Origin of the sequence: Colwellia sp. MB3u-45, from assembly GCF_014077005.1 — a bacterium.
In the GTDB taxonomy this organism is placed as follows: domain Bacteria; phylum Pseudomonadota; class Gammaproteobacteria; order Enterobacterales; family Alteromonadaceae; genus Cognaticolwellia.
Map to the genome: position 1 here is coordinate 370,807 of NZ_JACGVC010000044.1, position 17,898 is coordinate 388,704.

Annotated in this window: 9 protein-coding genes; 6 read left to right on the top strand and 3 right to left on the bottom strand. The window is 40.5% G+C overall.

All coding sequences use genetic code 11. From position 1 onward, the window contains the following. Nucleotides 1-63: 63 nt before the first annotated feature. The 6 genes from H4J41_RS06915 (at nt 64) to H4J41_RS06940 (ending at nt 12,914) form a co-directional block, all read left to right on the top strand. Nucleotides 64-498, top strand: coding sequence for a universal stress protein (locus tag H4J41_RS06915; protein ID WP_182136943.1), 435 nt, complete (start codon nt 64-66; stop codon nt 496-498). Between the two features lie 92 nt (nt 499-590). Next, nucleotides 591-857 (top strand): hypothetical protein, encoded by a 267-nt coding sequence (locus tag H4J41_RS06920; RefSeq protein WP_182136942.1) that lies wholly within the window; start codon nt 591-593, stop codon nt 855-857. Between the two features lie 218 nt (nt 858-1,075). Further along, nucleotides 1,076-1,792: an SGNH/GDSL hydrolase family protein gene (locus H4J41_RS06925; protein WP_182136941.1), complete on the top strand. Its 717-nt coding sequence runs from the start codon at nt 1,076-1,078 to the stop codon at nt 1,790-1,792. A gap of 371 nt (nt 1,793-2,163) precedes the next feature. After that, nucleotides 2,164-2,865, top strand: a complete 702-nt coding sequence (locus H4J41_RS06930; protein ID WP_182136940.1) for a cyclic nucleotide-binding domain-containing protein — start codon at nt 2,164-2,166, stop codon at nt 2,863-2,865. A gap of 552 nt (nt 2,866-3,417) precedes the next feature. Continuing rightward, on the top strand, nt 3,418-4,398 hold the full coding sequence (locus tag H4J41_RS06935; RefSeq protein ID WP_182136939.1) for a universal stress protein: 981 nt from the start codon (nt 3,418-3,420) through the stop codon (nt 4,396-4,398). Then, complete coding sequence (locus tag H4J41_RS06940) at nt 4,398-12,914, top strand: GH36-type glycosyl hydrolase domain-containing protein (RefSeq protein ID WP_182136938.1); 8,517 nt, start codon at nt 4,398-4,400, stop codon at nt 12,912-12,914. The genes H4J41_RS06935 and H4J41_RS06940 overlap by 1 nt, the downstream gene beginning before the upstream one ends. 120 nt (nt 12,915-13,034) lie before the next feature. Here the strand turns inward: H4J41_RS06940 and H4J41_RS06945 are convergent, their stop codons facing one another. The 3 genes from H4J41_RS06945 to H4J41_RS06955 all read right to left on the bottom strand — a co-directional run bounded on the left by H4J41_RS06945 (nt 13,035) and on the right by H4J41_RS06955 (nt 17,807). Beyond that, the gene (locus H4J41_RS06945; RefSeq protein ID WP_220460913.1) at nt 13,035-13,562 is read right to left on the bottom strand and encodes a hypothetical protein; all 528 of its coding nucleotides are present in this window, start codon (nt 13,560-13,562) and stop codon (nt 13,035-13,037) included. 82 nt (nt 13,563-13,644) lie between these two features. Beyond that, nucleotides 13,645-13,914 (bottom strand): DUF211 domain-containing protein, encoded by a 270-nt coding sequence (locus H4J41_RS06950; RefSeq protein ID WP_182136937.1) that lies wholly within the window; start codon nt 13,912-13,914, stop codon nt 13,645-13,647. A 278-nt stretch (nt 13,915-14,192) separates the two neighbouring features. Continuing rightward, the gene (locus H4J41_RS06955; RefSeq protein ID WP_182136936.1) at nt 14,193-17,807 is read right to left on the bottom strand and encodes a CheR family methyltransferase; all 3,615 of its coding nucleotides are present in this window, start codon (nt 17,805-17,807) and stop codon (nt 14,193-14,195) included. Nucleotides 17,808-17,898 lie beyond the last annotated feature (91 nt).

A 17,898-nucleotide genomic window follows, 5' to 3' on the forward strand; every position in this document is an offset into this window, starting at 1 on the left:
TTTTTGACTTTTTATTATTGATTATTGGCTTGGCATCAGGTCTTAATAAATGAGGGTAATAGTATGGACAAACCTATGTATATTGTTGGCATCGATGGCAGTGAGTGGGCAAAAAGAGCGCTAGAACGTGCTATTTTATTAGCTGAAAAAACCGGTGCTAAGGTTAAATTGGTGCAAGTTATTAATCCGATCCTATCAGAACCATTTGTTGTTGATGGCGGTATTGTGCCTATGATAAAAAATGAAGATGAAAAAAAAATCGCCTTGAACATGCTGTCGTCTTTGTGTGATCAATATAAGAAATCAAATGTTCATTTAGACAGTGAAGTGCTAAGGGGAGACCCAGCTGAAATTTTACATGAGAAGACCAAAACGGAACATGCCAATATGCTTTTTGTTGGCCGACGAGGTCGTTCGCGTTTTTCTGAAATTATTGTTGGCAGTGTCTCTAATAAACTGGCTCACTCTATCGGCATACCTATTGTGCTAGTCCCTTGAACAAGGTTTGGTGACATTTTTATTATCGTATCAATAAGCTATTTTTATTGTGATTGTTGCGACTAATTAAATCATTTTGAGGTTAGGCAGGCTTGCGTCATTTATATGTTAACTCGGCTGATATTTATCATTTTATCCTTGGAGTAGATGCCGCAGACTGTGATCTTTATTTATTAATAGAGCTGATTATGCAAAAACGTGATTATAACCGTTTATTGGTACTAACCAAGAAAGAAGCCAACAAAAATGCAACTCGACAAGAATTACAGGAACTTGAAGCGCTAGAGTATAAGGTGATTGATCAACACCATGGAAGTGACTTAGATGACGCTTATGATGCTAAAGCTTTTTTAAAGTGATTACCGCAACAAGGATATGATTGCTCGCTTTCATCTAAGTTTGTTACTCACAGTATTAATCAAAGTATTAATCATAAAATGGTGAATATCATCTATTAGCAGCACAAACAGCACAAGCAGCACAAGCAGTGACAGCATTCAATTCCCCGTTTAGTGATAGTAATACACAAAGAGCTAAAAACACAAAGAGGGAAATAAACTCAGGGAAGGTGATTAATATGTTCCATCAAATAACAACCGTTTTGTTAATGCCGGTATTGATACCTCAAGCTATTTTTATCAATAAAATGACAGTATCACTGCCAGAGCCAACAGGGGAGCGTTTAGGTGTATGTGGTGCGGGTAATGAACTGAAATTACTCATCATTGGCGATTCAGCTGCCTTAGGTGTTGGGGTCGATGGACAAGAAGATGCTTTAGCCGGACAGCTATCATCATTACTTGGCTGTTATTATAGTGTTAATTGGCAGTTACTTGCAAAGACTGGGGCTACTGCTGAAGATGTACTGGTTATGTTACAACATCAAGAAGAGCAAGTGTTTGATGTGGTACTCGTATCGATTGGTGTTAATGACGTAACGCATTTCACTCATTTAAATCGATGGGAAAAGAGTATGAATGTGATGCTCAATATCCTAGTATCAAAATTTTCAGTAAAAAAAATACTGCTATCAAACTTACCACCTATGCAAGAATTTACCACCTTTCCTTTACCTTTACGTTGGTGGTGGGGGCAGCGTTCTAAGCAGTTAAATAACCGGCTCACTGTTGTTGTTAAAAATTTTAGCCAATGTACTAGCTTTGATATCGATGCACCTATTGAACCAAGGTACATCGCCAAGGATGGATTTCACCCATCAAAAATAGCCTATCAAGCTTGGGCGAATCAGGCAGCTAAAACAATTACCTCATCTTTAGATGACATCAACGCGTAATAAATGACTTTGTTGATTATCTTATATAGGATCTGAATATATTGGGTGATGGTTGTTAATTCTATTTAAGACTATTGTTCACAGAGCTTATTTCCTGCTTAAAACATCGTTATCTTGTCATGCTTAATAGGCTTATCTCAAGCTGATTAATTTGTTGATTTATCTACTTATTGTCATTAAAAATAAGGTCAGCGAACGCTATTTTTACATACATTAACTTAGGTATAAGCAAATCAGAAGACATCAATATTTCTTGAGAGTTAACTAATAAGCTTTATATCAGGTTTTCCCTTATTACTAATTTTTCTCCTTTGGATAATGATTAATGGGAGAAATACATATATGAGCGTAAAAACCTCTTAGGGAAAGCCATGAAACACCTTAAATACGCGGAAGCAAGTAAATGTGAACGTTGTATTAGATATCAAAATTGCGTTGTCGCACAGTTATTAGGAAGTACGCCTTATATTAAAACCGTTAATTCATATTTACTAAGTACTCATGAACACTTATATCATGCGGGTGATGAGCTGAGTGCACTTTATATAATTAAATCAGGGGCAATTAAAAATTATGTTACCCATAATGATGGTGATGAACAAATTCTCAATTTTTTAATTCCAGGCGATATCCTTGGCCTTGATGGTTTAGATACACAGCAATATGCTTCTTCGGCTATTGCCTTACAAACCTCAGCTGTTTGTGCTATTCCATTACAACAGTTTAGAAATATACTCGCTGAGTTAGTACCAAGTTGGTTAATCAAGCTTGCCACCGATAATTTGAGTAAACAGGGGCGTAATATTGCTTTGTTAAATAAGAAAAAAGCTAAAGCACGGATAGCGGCATTTTTAATGGATATGGCTGATAACTACAAATCCCTTGGCTGTTCAGATAAGAACTTTGAATTAAGTATGTCTCGTGATGACATAGGTAATTATCTAGGGCTAGCATCAGAAACCGTCAGCAGAACATTGACTCAGTTACAACAAGAAGGCTCAGTAAAAATGGAACGGAGAAATGTAACGATTATAAATGCGCCGCACTTAAGTGAAATGGCGCAACATCGTTAAGCACAATAGGATGATTATTGTAAAATCATCTGTTTGTCTAGGTTAAGATCTCAGTTAAGGTCTCGGTTAAATACATGCGTTGTGCCTGTTAAAAGGCAAGCATAAAACACTTTTTATGCTCAACGGATATTTTTCAGGGCTTCATAAATGCTGCTGTTATCTTGCTATTTCGTGCAGTAGGTAACTCGTTATTATGTATTACTGATTGACTCAATATGCATGTACTTATTTGAGTACAAGCCTTTGGTAAAAAGAAACAGGTTTTATTATCTATGGGTGAATTAATCAAGATATTACATCAAGATTAATACAGTTTAAGACGTTATACTTTAGTTAATCTTTCTTGACCTGATTATTATCAGTTTAAAAAATCCCCTTCTTATTTATAGTCTAGCTAACATACATTATTACTGCCTTGGCGCATTTCAACTGTGCCTGAAATATAGCACTGACAATGTTTAGCGTATTACCACGAATTCCTTTCGTATTTACGTTTATCCCTAAAAAAGAGGCTCAATAATTGTGTCCTTAACTATGAAGGAGATGTATATCATGCGTGATATTTTAATTTGCCTTGATGGATCCGCTATTTCTAAGCAGGCTATTCCCTATGCATTGGCGATAGCACATGCTTTTAAAGCAAAAATTACCCTGCTACATGTACTGGAATATTCAGACAATAATATTAAAACACCGGTTGACCCTTTTCTTTGGGCGCTACAAAAACAAGAAATAGAAATATATCTTGATGATATTATGTCAAATTTTCCAGCCAACACTAATATAGTTACTAGCCATATTGTTGAAGGTAAAGCGGCAGAAGAAATTAGTCATTGGATAAAAAAACACCCTGTCGATCTGGTCGTACTTTGCAGTCATGGTGCCAATGGTTATTCGCAGTGGCCATTAGCCAGTAATAGTCAAAAACTACTTTTTGGCAGCAAAGTATCAACATTATTGGTGCCAGCAAAAGAGCATCAACAACATCAAGAACAACCCCTTCACTGTAAAAAAATATTGATACCGCTAGACGGCTCTGTTTGGGCTGAAAGCGTATTACCTGTTGCGCTAAGCATCGCCAAAGAGCAGCAGGCAGAAATACTATTAGCCCATGTTGTACCAGAGTCTGGACTGACGCATATTATGCCGTTGAACAATGATGAAATAGCATTGGAAAATAGTATTCAGCGACATAATGAACAAGTTGCAGCCAATTACCTCGAGCAGGTGAGAAAACAATTATCATCGTTAACCACTTTAGACATCAGTTCTATGCTGATCCCCAAACATGGCGTGTGTGACGAGTTATTACAAGTGGTAGCGCAAGATGACATCGATATGGTGATTATGAACGCGCATGGTCGCTCTGCTAGAGCAGGGCGTTACCATGGTAATATTGCCATGGATTTTTTGGCAAATAGTAAAGTGCCCGTGTTGTTGGTAAAAGGTATAACACCGCAAGATGATTTACTCAGGCCGGGCAATACTGATCAATCTGAGTTAGAAGGACGTTATCCTCAGAGGGCTTATTAATGAATCCTCAGGCGGAAATATCGAATGAAGTTTTGTTAGCGATAAAGGCGCAGGAGTTGGCTAAAAGTCAAACCGTGTCGTATCGTCCGCCTGCTCAAATCCCTTTACTTAATGCACTGCCCAAAATACCCAAGTGGCTTGAGCAGGCAAAGCTCTTGTTTAATACCCGTGATGTTAATACCGCGAAAGTTGCTGAGTGGGTCTATGACAATGGCTATGTTGTTGACCGCGCAATTACTCAAATACAAATCGATATGCCAACAAGTTATTATCGGCTGTTACCGAGTCTACAAAATACCAGTACTCAGTCATTACCGCGAGCCTATTATCTGGCTAGTGGCTTATTAGCGGCCACAGGTATCCAACTGTCGTTAAATTTTTTGGTTAAATTTGTTAAAGGCTATCAACAAGAAACGACGCTCAATATTTCTGAATTATGGGCCTTACCGACACTATTGCGTTTGGTTTGTATCCAATTAATTGTCGAAGCGGTAGACAATATAGTGCCTGAACTCACTGTGCCTTATTCGCGTGACGATATTAGCCAGCCTTTAATGGTTTCTCGTGATGAAATTGATTATTTAAGTCGAGCTATTCATTGTCTTTCAGTGATAGAAACAATCCCATGGCGTAAGTTTTTTGAGCAAGTGAGTGCGGTTGAGGAAAAGCTTCGCCATGAGCCGGCAGACATATATCAAAGCCTTGATTTTGACAGCCGTGATAGGTATTGCAAAGTCATTGAAAACTTAGCAAGGGCAACTGCCCATGATGAAGCTCATATTGCCGAGCGAGCGGTCGCATTAGCCTGTTGTGAAAGTGCCAATGGCGAACGTTATTCCCATGTAGGTTATTGGCTGGTTGATGAAGGATTAATGGCGTTAGAAAAAGATTTAGGTTATCAGGTGTCTTGGTGGCAGCGTTTTCAGCGTTTTTGTGGCAAATTTTCCAGCCTATTATATTTATTAGCGCTAGCATTCTCTGTGATATTGGCTGAAGTTGTGGTTGTTGTTTATCTCTATCAAAATGATGCTCAAGCCTTAACATATTTGGCGGGTTTGGCATTAACATTAATACCCGCGTCCATGTTATCGATTGCTATTACTAATTGGTTGATTACCCTCATATGGCCAAGTCGAATTTTAAACAAGCTCGACTTTGAACAGCATATAGACCCCCAATATAAAACAGCTGTTGTTATACCTAGTATGTTAAGTAGTAATAGCGATATCGACATATTACTCAAACAAATAGAGCTTCATTATTTGTCAAATAGCGATCCTGCACTGCGTTTTGTGTTGTTAACTGATTATCTTGACGCGCAAGTGCAGAGTATTGCCAGTGACGCGGATTATCTTAATCGTGTTAGTCAAGGTATCAGAGCACTCAATAGTAAATACGGTGCTAGCAATACCGGACCATTTCACTTATTACACCGAGAGCGACGTTATAACCTCAGTGAAAATTGCTGGATGGGCTGGGAGAGAAAACGCGGTAAATTAAGCGATTTCAATCGTTTTCTTAGCGACAAAAACTGTGAGGCTATTTTTGTTCATGAGGGAGAGCCGCTAGGGCTGAATGATATTCGTTATGTAATCACCCTTGATAGTGATACCCAGCTTTGTCGGGGGGCTGCGGCTAAGCTGATTGGTACCTTGGCGCATCCGCTGAACCGCGCAGTTTTTGATGATAAAACAAGCAAGGTTATTGCAGGTTATACCATTATTCAACCCCGTATTGAAATCGCTCCTACCATACACCGCCACACTTTGTTTACTCGATTGGCCTCTGGCGATCGTGTTATTGATATATATAGCCATGCCGTGTCTGATGTGTATCAAGATCTTTTTAGTACGGGCATTTTTGTTGGCAAAGGTATTTATGAGGTCGCTAGTTTTGAGCGCAGCCTCAAGCAATGTATTCCGGAAAACACCATACTAAGTCATGATCTATTCGAGGGTATCTTAGGCCGGGTAGCACTGGCTTCTGACATTGTGCTTTATGAAAACTTCCCGACACATTATTTCAGCTTTAGTCGCCGTTTACATCGGTGGATACGCGGAGATTGGCAGCTCATGCCATGGCTAGCCAATAGTTTATTTCAGGCTGATGGCACCAAGGTTAAAAATCGTTTTGGTGTGATTGAACGATGGAAAATAATCGACAATTTACGACGCAGCCTTTTTGCACCAACATTGCTTTTATGGCTTATTGCGGGCTGGCTATGGTTGCCCGGTAACGCCCTAGTTTGGACCGCAATGGCGCTACTTGCCCCTGTTGGACATAATTTTTGTCATTTCATGTTAGGGGTCGCCCGTGCGGCTAATTTTAAAACTTTGATGCATTCTTTTATTGTGCCACGTGAGGTGGCGGGTCGCTGGTTATTGTTACTCATATTTCTGCCTTATGAAGCCATTATCGCCACAGATGCTATCGCTCGAACACTGTATAGAATCACGGTTAGCCGAGGTAAAATGTTAGAATGGGTAACCGCAGCTGATACTGACAATCAGCTCAATGGTGATGATACTCGGTTGTTTTATTGGCGTGAAATGAGCACAAGTATACTGCTGACCTTATCGCTAGCTGCAGCCGTTGCTAGTGTTAATTTAGCGGTATTACCTATTGCTGCACCTTTGTTTTTTTTGTGGCTTATGGCACCAGAAATAGCCAGGGTACTAGGGCGTACACTATCGAGTGACAAAGAAAAATTAAGCGATGATGAGGTGATATTTTTACGCCGTTTGGCCCGACGAACCTGGTTGTTTTTTGAGACCTTTGTTGGACCCTCTGATCATTGGTTACCGCCTGACAATTATCAAGAAGACCCGCATGGCACTGTTTCACATCGCACCTCTCCAACCAATATTGGCATGATGCTTTTGTCTAATGTCTCTGCTTGGGATTTTGGTTACCTTGGCCCAACAGATTTGGCTGCTCGTTTACTGGCCAGTATGAATACACTGACTAAACTTGAGCATTATCGTGGTCATATTTTCAACTGGTATGACACTAAAACATTAGAAGTACTCTCACCTCGTTACATTTCAATGGTTGATAGCGGTAATTTGGCGGCGGCTTTAATGACCCTTGAAAAAAGCTGCCAAGAAGTGCAAAACACCGCTATATTTACCTGTTCACGTTGGGATGGCTTGATGGATAATATCGCCTTAATTGAAGAGTCTTTGGCGTTACTTAACACAGACAAACACCATGACTTTACCCTATTAGTCACACTAATAGCTGATATCCGTCATAAGGCCAATAAAGCCAAAAAAAATTCAGCGCTTTGGTGGTTAACCATACACGAACTTTGTCAAGATGACTGCGTTAATTTCGACCATGTTTTGGTGACAACACTGGCTAAAAAATCTTTGGTTTCAAGGGTTTCACAACTGCGAGATGTCCGTGTTTGGTTAGGGCGTCTACACCAACATCTACGTGATATGTTACGTGATATTGACCGCTTGTTACCTTGGTTGTCTGTGTTATTGCAAGCCCAGCCAAAAACCTTGCACCAAGATACAAGTAGCTACTACCAAGCCATAAGTGCTTTTAATCAAGTTTTAAAGCCAACGCTAAGCTTGGCTGAAGTGCCTTTCGCTTGTGAGTCAGCTCAAGCGCTTATTGCCACTTTACGTGACGCCAAGCCAAGTCTTTGGCTAGAGGAACCCGCGAATGATTTTACCTTATGGCTTAATAAGCTGGAGACTGCAGTAAGTGAATCCAAAAAGAATGCTCAAACCCTGCAAGTAGAATTAAATACTATCGCTACATTGGCGAGTGAAGAAGTATCGGCGATGGATTTTCGTTTACTCTATGATCAAGACGCTGCACTTTTTCATATTGGTTGGAATGCCACTACCGGAATTATGGATACACACCATTATGACTTACTCGCATCAGAAGCGCGTTTGGGGAGTATTGTCGCGATAGGAAAGGGAGATGTATCGATAAAACACTGGTTTACTTTGGGGCGTTCTGTCACCAAAGTTGCTGGCCGTAGTGTTTTACTTTCTTGGGGAGGAACAATGTTTGAGTATTTGATGCCGCGGATATTACTGCGAAGTCACGCTGGAACTTTATTGGCTCAAAGTGAACAAGTGTCGGTCGATGAACAAATTAAATTAGCTGAAAAACGTAATACCCCTTGGGGAATTTCTGAGTCAGGGTATGCGGCGGTTGATTTTCAACATAACTATCAATATCGTGCCTTTGGTGTGCCCAGTTTGGGTTATAAGCGTGGCTTAGAGGAAGATACGGTTATTTCACCTTATTCTACCGCACTGGCATTAGCTATTTATCCACTTCGCGCCGTGCAAAACCTTCAAAAATTAACCAAGCTCGGTATGATGAGCCTTTATGGTATGTATGAAGCGATTGATTACACCCCAGGGCGAGTCGCTAAGAATCGACGTTTTTCTATTGTTCGTTCTCATATGGCGCATCATCAAGGCATGATATTAACTGCGTTAGATAATGCGATATTTCATGATCAGGTTGCCCAGCGTTTTCAGTCGTGTCCCATGGTGCAAACGGTAGAATTGCTTTTACATGAACAAATACCAACAACCCATGCCCTTGAGTTTCCTATTGATGCAATTACCGAAGCGGAAATCAATCATGTACCTATGCATCAATTGCCACACCTACCCATTTGGAAACCTAAACTGCATGGCGTTATTCCGCAGCTGCATACTTTAAGTAATGGTCGTTTCACCACTTTGCTGACCGACTCGGGATCAGGAGGTATATTATGGCGCCATAACGCTTTAACACGTTGGTCAGCGGATTCAACACTCGATAATCAGGGATTATGGATCTACATCCGTGACCTTGATAGTGGAGAAATTTGGTCTGCAGGTAGGCAACCGGTAAATAAACGCGCTGATAAATACGAAGTGGTATTTCATGCGCATATGGCAGAATTTAATCGCCACGATAAAGGCATTAGCTTACGTATGGAAATCGCGGTCGCGGCAAATGATGATGTAGAAGTCAGGCGATTAAGCTTTATAAATGAAACGGCCGCGTCAAGAAGGCTTCAAGTCAGCACGTATGCTGAGGTGGTCTTAACCCCAAGCGACGCCGACCAAAGTCATCCCGCTTTTAGCAAATTATTTGTTCACAGTGAATTAGCCAGCAACATGAATGCATTGATTTTTGAACGTCGTGCGCGCTCACCACAAGAAAAATCTCCCGCTATGATGCATCGATTACTGAGCGATAGCGACGCGGTAACATTGGTTGGCTATGAGACTGACCGTGCTAAATTTATGGGTAGAAATGGCTCGATACAAAGTCCACAAGCCGTCACTGACGGGGTTTCGAAAACTCTTGGCTGGACACTTGATGCAGTTATGTCTCTACAGGTAAATGTTGAATTATCACCTTATCATAGTGAATCTTTTGCCTTTGTTACTATTGCAGCCAGTTCGCGACACGCATTGTTTGATGTTTGCCAATGTTATGAAGTTTACTCTGCCATTGATTTACTTTTTCATGATGCCTTATTTAAAGTCAGTAATGAGATGAAAACCTTCGATTATGCCGTTGCTTATTTACCCGAATTACAGCAATTATTGGCACTCATTATTTATCCGGTTGACGTATTACGCGCCGCAGATAAAGTGATCACGGATAACTTATTGGGTCAGTCAGCTCTTTGGCCATTTAGTATCTCGGGTGATTTCCCTATTTTGTTGATGCGACTTGTTGATGAAACGAATGTGGCGTTATTACGACTGTTATTTTTTTCTTATCGACGTTGGCATCATCAAGGGATCAAGATTGATTTTGTGATATTACAATCAGGCCCTTCTGGTTATGATGACAAGTTTGGTGCGCAAATACAGCAACTTATACATGAGTTAGACATTGAAACTTTAGTGGCGCAAAGGGCGGGTATTCATGTCATTCATTCAGATCAAATCTCAGTTCCGCAAACACATTTACTTGAGGCGAGTGCGAATGTCATTTTAGGTGCACATTCTTCATTGAAAGAGCAGTTAGCGCTCGCTTATCGTCAGACAGAACTCTTGCCTCCTTTTCGGGGGATGGTGGCTCCTGAAGAAGTACCTGACATACCAAAACTACAGCGCCGCAAAGATTTGGCTTTTTTTAACGGTCTTGGTGGCTTTACTGATAAGGAATACATTATTTATCTTGAGGCAAATAAATCCACACCAGCCCCTTGGTGTAACGTGTTAGCCAATGCTAATTTTGGCAGTATTGTCAGCGAAGTTGGCGGTGGTTATACTTGGGCTGGCAACAGTGGTGAAAATCGACTCACGACTTGGACGAATGATCCCGTTATTGACCAACCCAGTGAAGCGGTTTATTTACGTGATGAACAAACAGCACAAGTGTGGACAGTAACCCCAAAACCTATAGGAACAGGTAACCTTTGCGAAGTCACCCATAGCGTGGGTTATAGTCGTTGGCGTAGCCATTGGCATCAATTAGAGCAAGAACTAACCGTATTTGTCGCCCATGAAGACCCGATTAAAGTCACTCGTCTGCGCTTAAATAATACCAGCCCTGTCGCTCGACGTTTAACAGTTACTTATTATGCTGAACTCGTAAACGGGGTTAGTCGAGCCCATAGTGGCTCGCATATATTTACCGAATATTTAGCTGATGAGGGCGTGATTTTAGCTAAAAATCGTTGGAGTAGTGATTTCTCGACTAATGTAAGTTTTTTATTCTCTGATTATCCAGTGCATGCTTTTACTACAGACAGAGCTGAATTTATAGGTCGTGAAGGGCATTTCTCTAAGCCTGCCGCATTAGCTCGTTGGGGAATGAGTGGCAAAGTAGGCGCGGCAGTTGACCCATGTGCCGCTTTGCAAGTGCATATTGATTTAGCCCCTGATGAAGAAGTCGATATTCACTTTATCTTGGGTCAAGGTAAAAATGATAATCATGTGCAACAACTCATTAAGAAATGGCGCTCTGCTGGTGTTATTGACCAAGATTGGACATTAATGAAGGCGCACTGGCAAAAGGTCTGTAATGCCATCAAGGTAGAAACACCGTCACTGTCGTTTAACTTGATGATGAATCAATGGCTTATCTATCAAACCTTAGCGTGTCGAATATTTGCGCGTTCAGGCTTTTATCAATCAAGCGGTGCTTATGGATTTCGCGATCAACTTCAAGACGTGATGGCGCTAGTAAACATAGAACCCGCTTTGGCTCGAGCGTATATTCTTGAGTGTGCAGCACACCAGTTTGACCTGGGTGATGTACTACATTGGTGGCATCCACCTTATAGTAGAGGTGTACGAACACATTGTTCTGATGATTTGATGTGGCTACCTTTTGTTACCTCCTATTATGTTGAAACCAGTGGCGATAGTTCGATATTGCATGAGAAAGTCCCGTTTTTACTTGGAGAGCCCTTAACCACACAGGAAGCAGACCGATACAGTAAGTATGAAAGTTCAAGCGAAAGCTATTCGCTTTTTGAACATTGCCAACGGGCAATCGAACGTGGCACTGATTCATCTGGAGAGCATGGTTTATTGCTAATAGGTACGGGTGATTGGAATGATGGCATGGACCGAGTGGGTGTTCGAGGTCGGGGTGAGAGCGTTTGGTTATGTTGGTTTGCTATTGCTGTGATTGATGCCTTTACGGTTATATGCGATCAACAACAGCGAAGTGATCTGTCTTTACAATGGCGTAAGCGAGCTAAAGATCTTTGCCGCGCTGTGGAAAATAATGGCTGGGATGGCGCTTGGTATCGACGAGCTTTCGATGATATGCAACTCCCTTGGGGCTCAAGTGAGTGTCAAGAATGTCGTATCGACTCTATTGCACAATCGTGGGCAACTCTTTGTGGTAAAGCTGATAAAACTCGCGCTAAGCAGGCATTGACCTCGGCTCAAAATGAATTAATTGATCAAGAGCATAAATTAGCTCGACTACTATGGCCCCCGTTTGACGCAACCATGCGAGACCCAGGTTATATCAAGGCTTATCCTCCAGGCACTCGAGAAAATGGTGGACAATACTCGCATGCGGCTACTTGGTTAGGTTGGGCGTTGGCAAAAGACAGAGATGGAGACGGGGCGATGCAAATATTTAACATGCTCAACCCTATTGAGCGTTCTAGCACGACAGAAGAAATGACCACTTATCAAATAGAACCTTACGTAATGGCAGGAGATATAGCAACGGCTGGGCCTCATATGGGTCGTGGGGGTTGGTCTTGGTATACGGGCTCAGCAGCGTGGGCTTATCGCTTAGGAACTGAAGCCATTTTAGGCATACGTTATCGTGATAAATACCTCTTGATTGACCCTTGTATTCCTAAGTCATGGGGCAGTTATAGCGCTACGTTAACTCGAGAAAACGGCACTGTTGAGCTTGCAGTGAAAGACCCTGAGGGAGTCGGCTGTGGTGTCATTCAAATCAGTGTTAATGGCAAGGTAATAACAGGTCAGCAAGTCGCATTGCCGAGTGATAATGAACTATTAAGGGTTGAAGTACTATTGGGGAAAGAGACGAATTAAAGCCACTCATTAATTTAAAATCGACTAAGGCTGGAAGCGCATACCTTGAAGTTACTCGGCGAATAAACGCATAAAATACGGTCTCTTTTTTTGATGGATATTAGTCTAATTTCATTGAGATTAGTTTTTACTAAACAGATAGATAAGAAAGATTGTCACTAAACTGATTAGCAGGGTTCTTAGACCACTTATTAACCAAGACACTCCAGAGACATGGCCTAGAAATATACCAAGAAAAAAAATTAATGTCATCGCGATAATACTGGCCATTAACAGAGGTGGAAAAATTAACGAAAATCCAGCGTCGGCCAACCATAGCGGAGCAATAATTAATAAGGATATGACCAAAGGTGCCAAACCGTTAACTAGCGCAACAAAAATAGGTACCCAGCGTGCTGCTTGTCCATGAGCGGTATTTTCCATGTTAACTAACATAATGTTTTCAAGTTCCACTAACGTGCGTTTAAGCTCTGCATGCTCACTGATATATGCGCTACTTAAACCACTAATTGCAAGCGCAATAGCCGCTCCTACACAAGCATTAATGGTGACAGTCAAACTGGTGGTAGAACCAAGACTAAAACCGACAATGATGCCAAGCATTGTTAGCGCACCATCGAAGCCGTTAACCACAAAGTACCGCCGCATAATGTCTTGCGAGTTAGTGATCCTCAACAATAACGCAACCTGTTTTAAAGTGCTAATCAAAATGCTATTCCAGATTCATCGGTTACTTTTGTTGAGTGTCGTTTTGTACTTCGACAAAATCGATACTATGAACTGAGCCACTTACTGAAGTAATAGCAGCACAAATTGCATCAAAATCAATATGGTTTGCCTCTATTACCACTTCGGTTGTGGCTGTTTCTTCATCCATCTCGATTACAGTTAACGTCACATGATAGTCTTCACCTACCGACGCTAACACCTGACAAAATTCTAGCGCATTGGGTTGGTGGGGTTTTAGAATATCGAGTACCAAACGTTTAACGCGAACCATTAAACTAACTCCTAATGTTGACTATAATTATTCGTTATTTAATTTTTGGATGTCATCATTTATAACTATAGACTTATAGCTGATACTGTCAAATTATCGAATGCACGGGTAATGCTAAGATAATTTGAGTATAAAAAACACTAAAATACACGCGGGTTATTATGAGTCTGCCGACCTGATTTTTCATCTGCTGTGGCTTTACTTTGCTATATTCTTACTTTGTTATTTAGTGTGCTGTTTAGTTAGGTTTATTGAAGTGATGAAAATAAATTAGAGTGTTAAAACACACAGCGCACACTTGTACCCTTGCCTTTCGATGAGACAACATCTAATGTCGCATTAATATTAGATGCCCGATATCGCATGATTTGTATACCTATACCTTGATTAAACTTTGGATCATTGATGTCAAAACCTAGGCCATCATCAGTGATCTCTAAACAGGTGTTTTCTCCTTGCGCTTGTAGTTGCAGTGTTACCTCTCGGGCTTTAGCATGTTTTAAGGTATTATTAATGGCTTCTTGGGCGATGCGGTAGACTTGAGTCGCTACGACGGAATCTACAATGGTTAAATTTGAAGATAATTTTATTTTCTTTTTAATACCTGATGAATCAAATAATTTCATCATGGTGGTTAAGGCGCCTTGTAAGCCATGCGGAGGAAATAAAATAGGGGCTAAGGTATGACTAAAATCTCGAGTATCACCAATGGCTTGACTCAATTGTTCTATTATAAGGTCCATTGCTTGATTGTTTTTTATGTCACTTTTAGGCAAAGAGCGTTTTAAATTACTCGCCAGTAAGTTGATCCCAGTTAAACGTTGGCCTAAATTATCATGAATTTCATGGCCAATTTTTTCCTGCTCATAGGTGCTGATGTTAATTAAGGCTTTTTTTAATGCTTGAGGTTCGCTCAAGTCATTAATAATACCGATGTAAAGTGCTCGACCCTTGACCTTAGTTAAGGAGAGTGCGATGGGGAAATCAAGCGCATCTTTCCTTAACCCTATCAATTCTTTTTTCTCTAAAATCAAGGTAGACAGAGCCGATGATTCAAGGTTCAGTGCTTGGCTAGTTAGCTGTTTAATATTGATTGAGGGAATTAATGCTTGAATGTTTTTGCCAATAATTTCTTTATTATTATAATTAAACATTGTTTGGGCTGAGTCATTAAATTCGGTAATCTTGCCTGATAAATCTAAAACAAGTATGGCTTCAAAAGCATAATTCATTATGGCGCTTAGCCGTGCTTCTCGCTCGTGTAACGCATGCGTGCGCTCTTGCACACATTGTTCCAATATTTGTTTTTGATGATGGCGCTCAGTAATGTCGACAAAAGTGATCACTATACCGTTAATATGATCATCTAAGGTGCGATAGGGCACTATTCGACGTAAATAACAGCGCTGCTTTTGACCTTTATGATGACTCCATACATCGCTTTCAATCGGGGTTAATGTTTCCAGCACCTGTTTTGCGTCAGTCATTAAAGCTTTATTAGATACATTGGCAGAAAAATTACTAATAGGACGACCAATATCGCTTTCACGTAAGTTGAGCAATTCACTAATAGGAGGATTGAATAACATCACTTGCATGTCGCGATTAAGAAACACAGTGGCAATATCTGTGCTGGAAAGTAAGTTGCTGATATCATTATAACTTCGCTCTAATTCTTCAACTTTATATTGTAATTCGGCATTAATGGTGTTGAGTTCTTCATTCATCGATTGCAGTTCTTCTTTAGAGGTTTCCAATTCCTCGTTGGCAGATTGCAACTCTTCATTCATCGACATGGCTTCTTCATTACTTACTTTTAGATCTTCATTGGAGTTTTCCAGTTCGTGAACCGTACTGTATAAATCTTCGCGAGTAGCGTTTAGTTCATACTCAAGTTGAGTGACTATGTTTGAGCTTCCTGCGCTGTCATTGTTTGCGATTAAATACGGACTAGGGGGATTTTTTTTAAGCGTATCTTCTACTGAAATATTTTGCGGCGAGCTATTTTGTAAAGAATGTTTGTCTTCAAAAGTGATCAGTAACAACTCAGTTGAAAGGTTTGGCTCATATACTGGGCGAACGGTAAGTGTACAAGTTACATAATGATTATTACGTTTTACTCTGGCTTGGTGATCTGCAATAGCCTGATTTTCTTTTTGCACATAATTAATCGCTGAACGCATTCGCGCTCTGAGTCCTTCACGTAATAAGACTAATAGATCATTAGAAGGGGAGCCTTTTGGAAACTCAAGAAAATTAACCGTAGGGCCTTGATGGTGCAGTATTTCAAATGAACGATTAATCAACACGGCTGCTGGCGCATAAGCGGCAAGTAAATCACGATTAACCAAGTCACTATAACGAGAAGGTGAGTCAACTCTAAAATTATTGCTTATAGTACTTTGATCTATTGCGATATTTGGTGTTGGCATGCGGCTCAGGGTTACAGCCAATGAGTTTTTAATTAACGGTGTAATCTTTTTAAAAATACGCCACTTTTTGGATATAGTGGTAAATTGATGTTTATTTTTACCTAGAGACTCAGACGGGCCTAGCATTAAATAACTTGTCGTTTTCAGCGCAACATGAAATAAATCGAGCAGGTTAGCTTGCAGTTCTGGCTGTAAATAAATAAACAGATTACGACAGCTGATGAGATCTAGTCGAGAAAATGGCGCGTCGTTTATCAGATTTTGATTAGAAAAAATAATTTTTTCGCGAATGACTTTTTTAATTTGATAATCGCCCTTATTAGTCACGTCGAAAAAACCTGCTAAGCGCTCAGCAGAGATAATTTCAGCAATACTTTTAGCGTAGATGCCGCCGCGAGCAACATTGATTGACTTTTCATCAATGTCGCTGGCGAAAACTTGCAGGTTAATTTCTTTCTTCGCTTGGTCAAAAGCCTCAAACATTAATAAGGTGATGGTATAAACCTCTTCACCAGTAGCGCAGGCAGGGATCCAAATACGAACAGGATTATCTACACTACTTCGCGCGACAAGTTCAGGAAAAACATGGGTTTGTAACGCTGAAAATGCCTCTTTATCACGAAAGAATGCGGTAACCCCAATCAATAAATCTTTGTTTAATGAGTTGGTTTCGGTTGGATTATTTTTCATAAACTGATGATAATCTTGTATTGTTTCGGTATGACACACACACATGCGTCGTTGAATGCGCCTCAATAACATATTTTTCCGATAGCCACTAAAATCATAACCTGTGCGGCTGTGCAATAATGACAGTATAGAGTACATGCAATTAAACACCTGTTGATCAGTTTGTTCAGCTTTACTTTGTAAATAGGGGTGGTTGGAAAACTCTGTTAACAAGATTGGCATGTTTTCAGGTCGGGCAATCACATCAACTAATCCGGTATTAATGGCGTTTATAGGCATTTGATTATAGGTAGTGCTAGCTGGGTCTTGAGCTATGATCATGCCACCTGCAAGTTTTATATCACTAAAACTTAATGTGCCATGACTGCCAGTGCCAGACAAAATGATGGCAACACAATGTTCACCTTGATCTAGCGCTAAAGAGCGTAAAAAATATTCAATCGCAACCCACTGGGTGCGACTTTTAACGTTTGGTGAAAGGTGCAGGTGCCCGCCACTGATAAAAAGCAGTTTACCGGGAGGCAGTATGTAGACATGATCCCCTTGCACTTGCATATTTTCACTCGCTTCGCAAACCGGCATAGCCGTTTTTTTGGAAAGTAACTCGGGCATCAAGCTGTTATGTGTTGGGTCTAAATGAGGTAATAAAACAAAGGCTATATTACTGTCATTTGGCATATGAGCAAAGAAGGTACTAAATGATTCAAGCCCGCCAGCAGAAGCGCCAATACCGACAATCAGCTTAGGTTTAGTTGCATTTATTCCAGACATGTAGCACCTAGTTTCGGTGGAAAAGTGAGTGTGATCTAAAGTGATTTATTTTAAGTGTTGTGCTAAGAATAAAAATATTTTTATATCTATT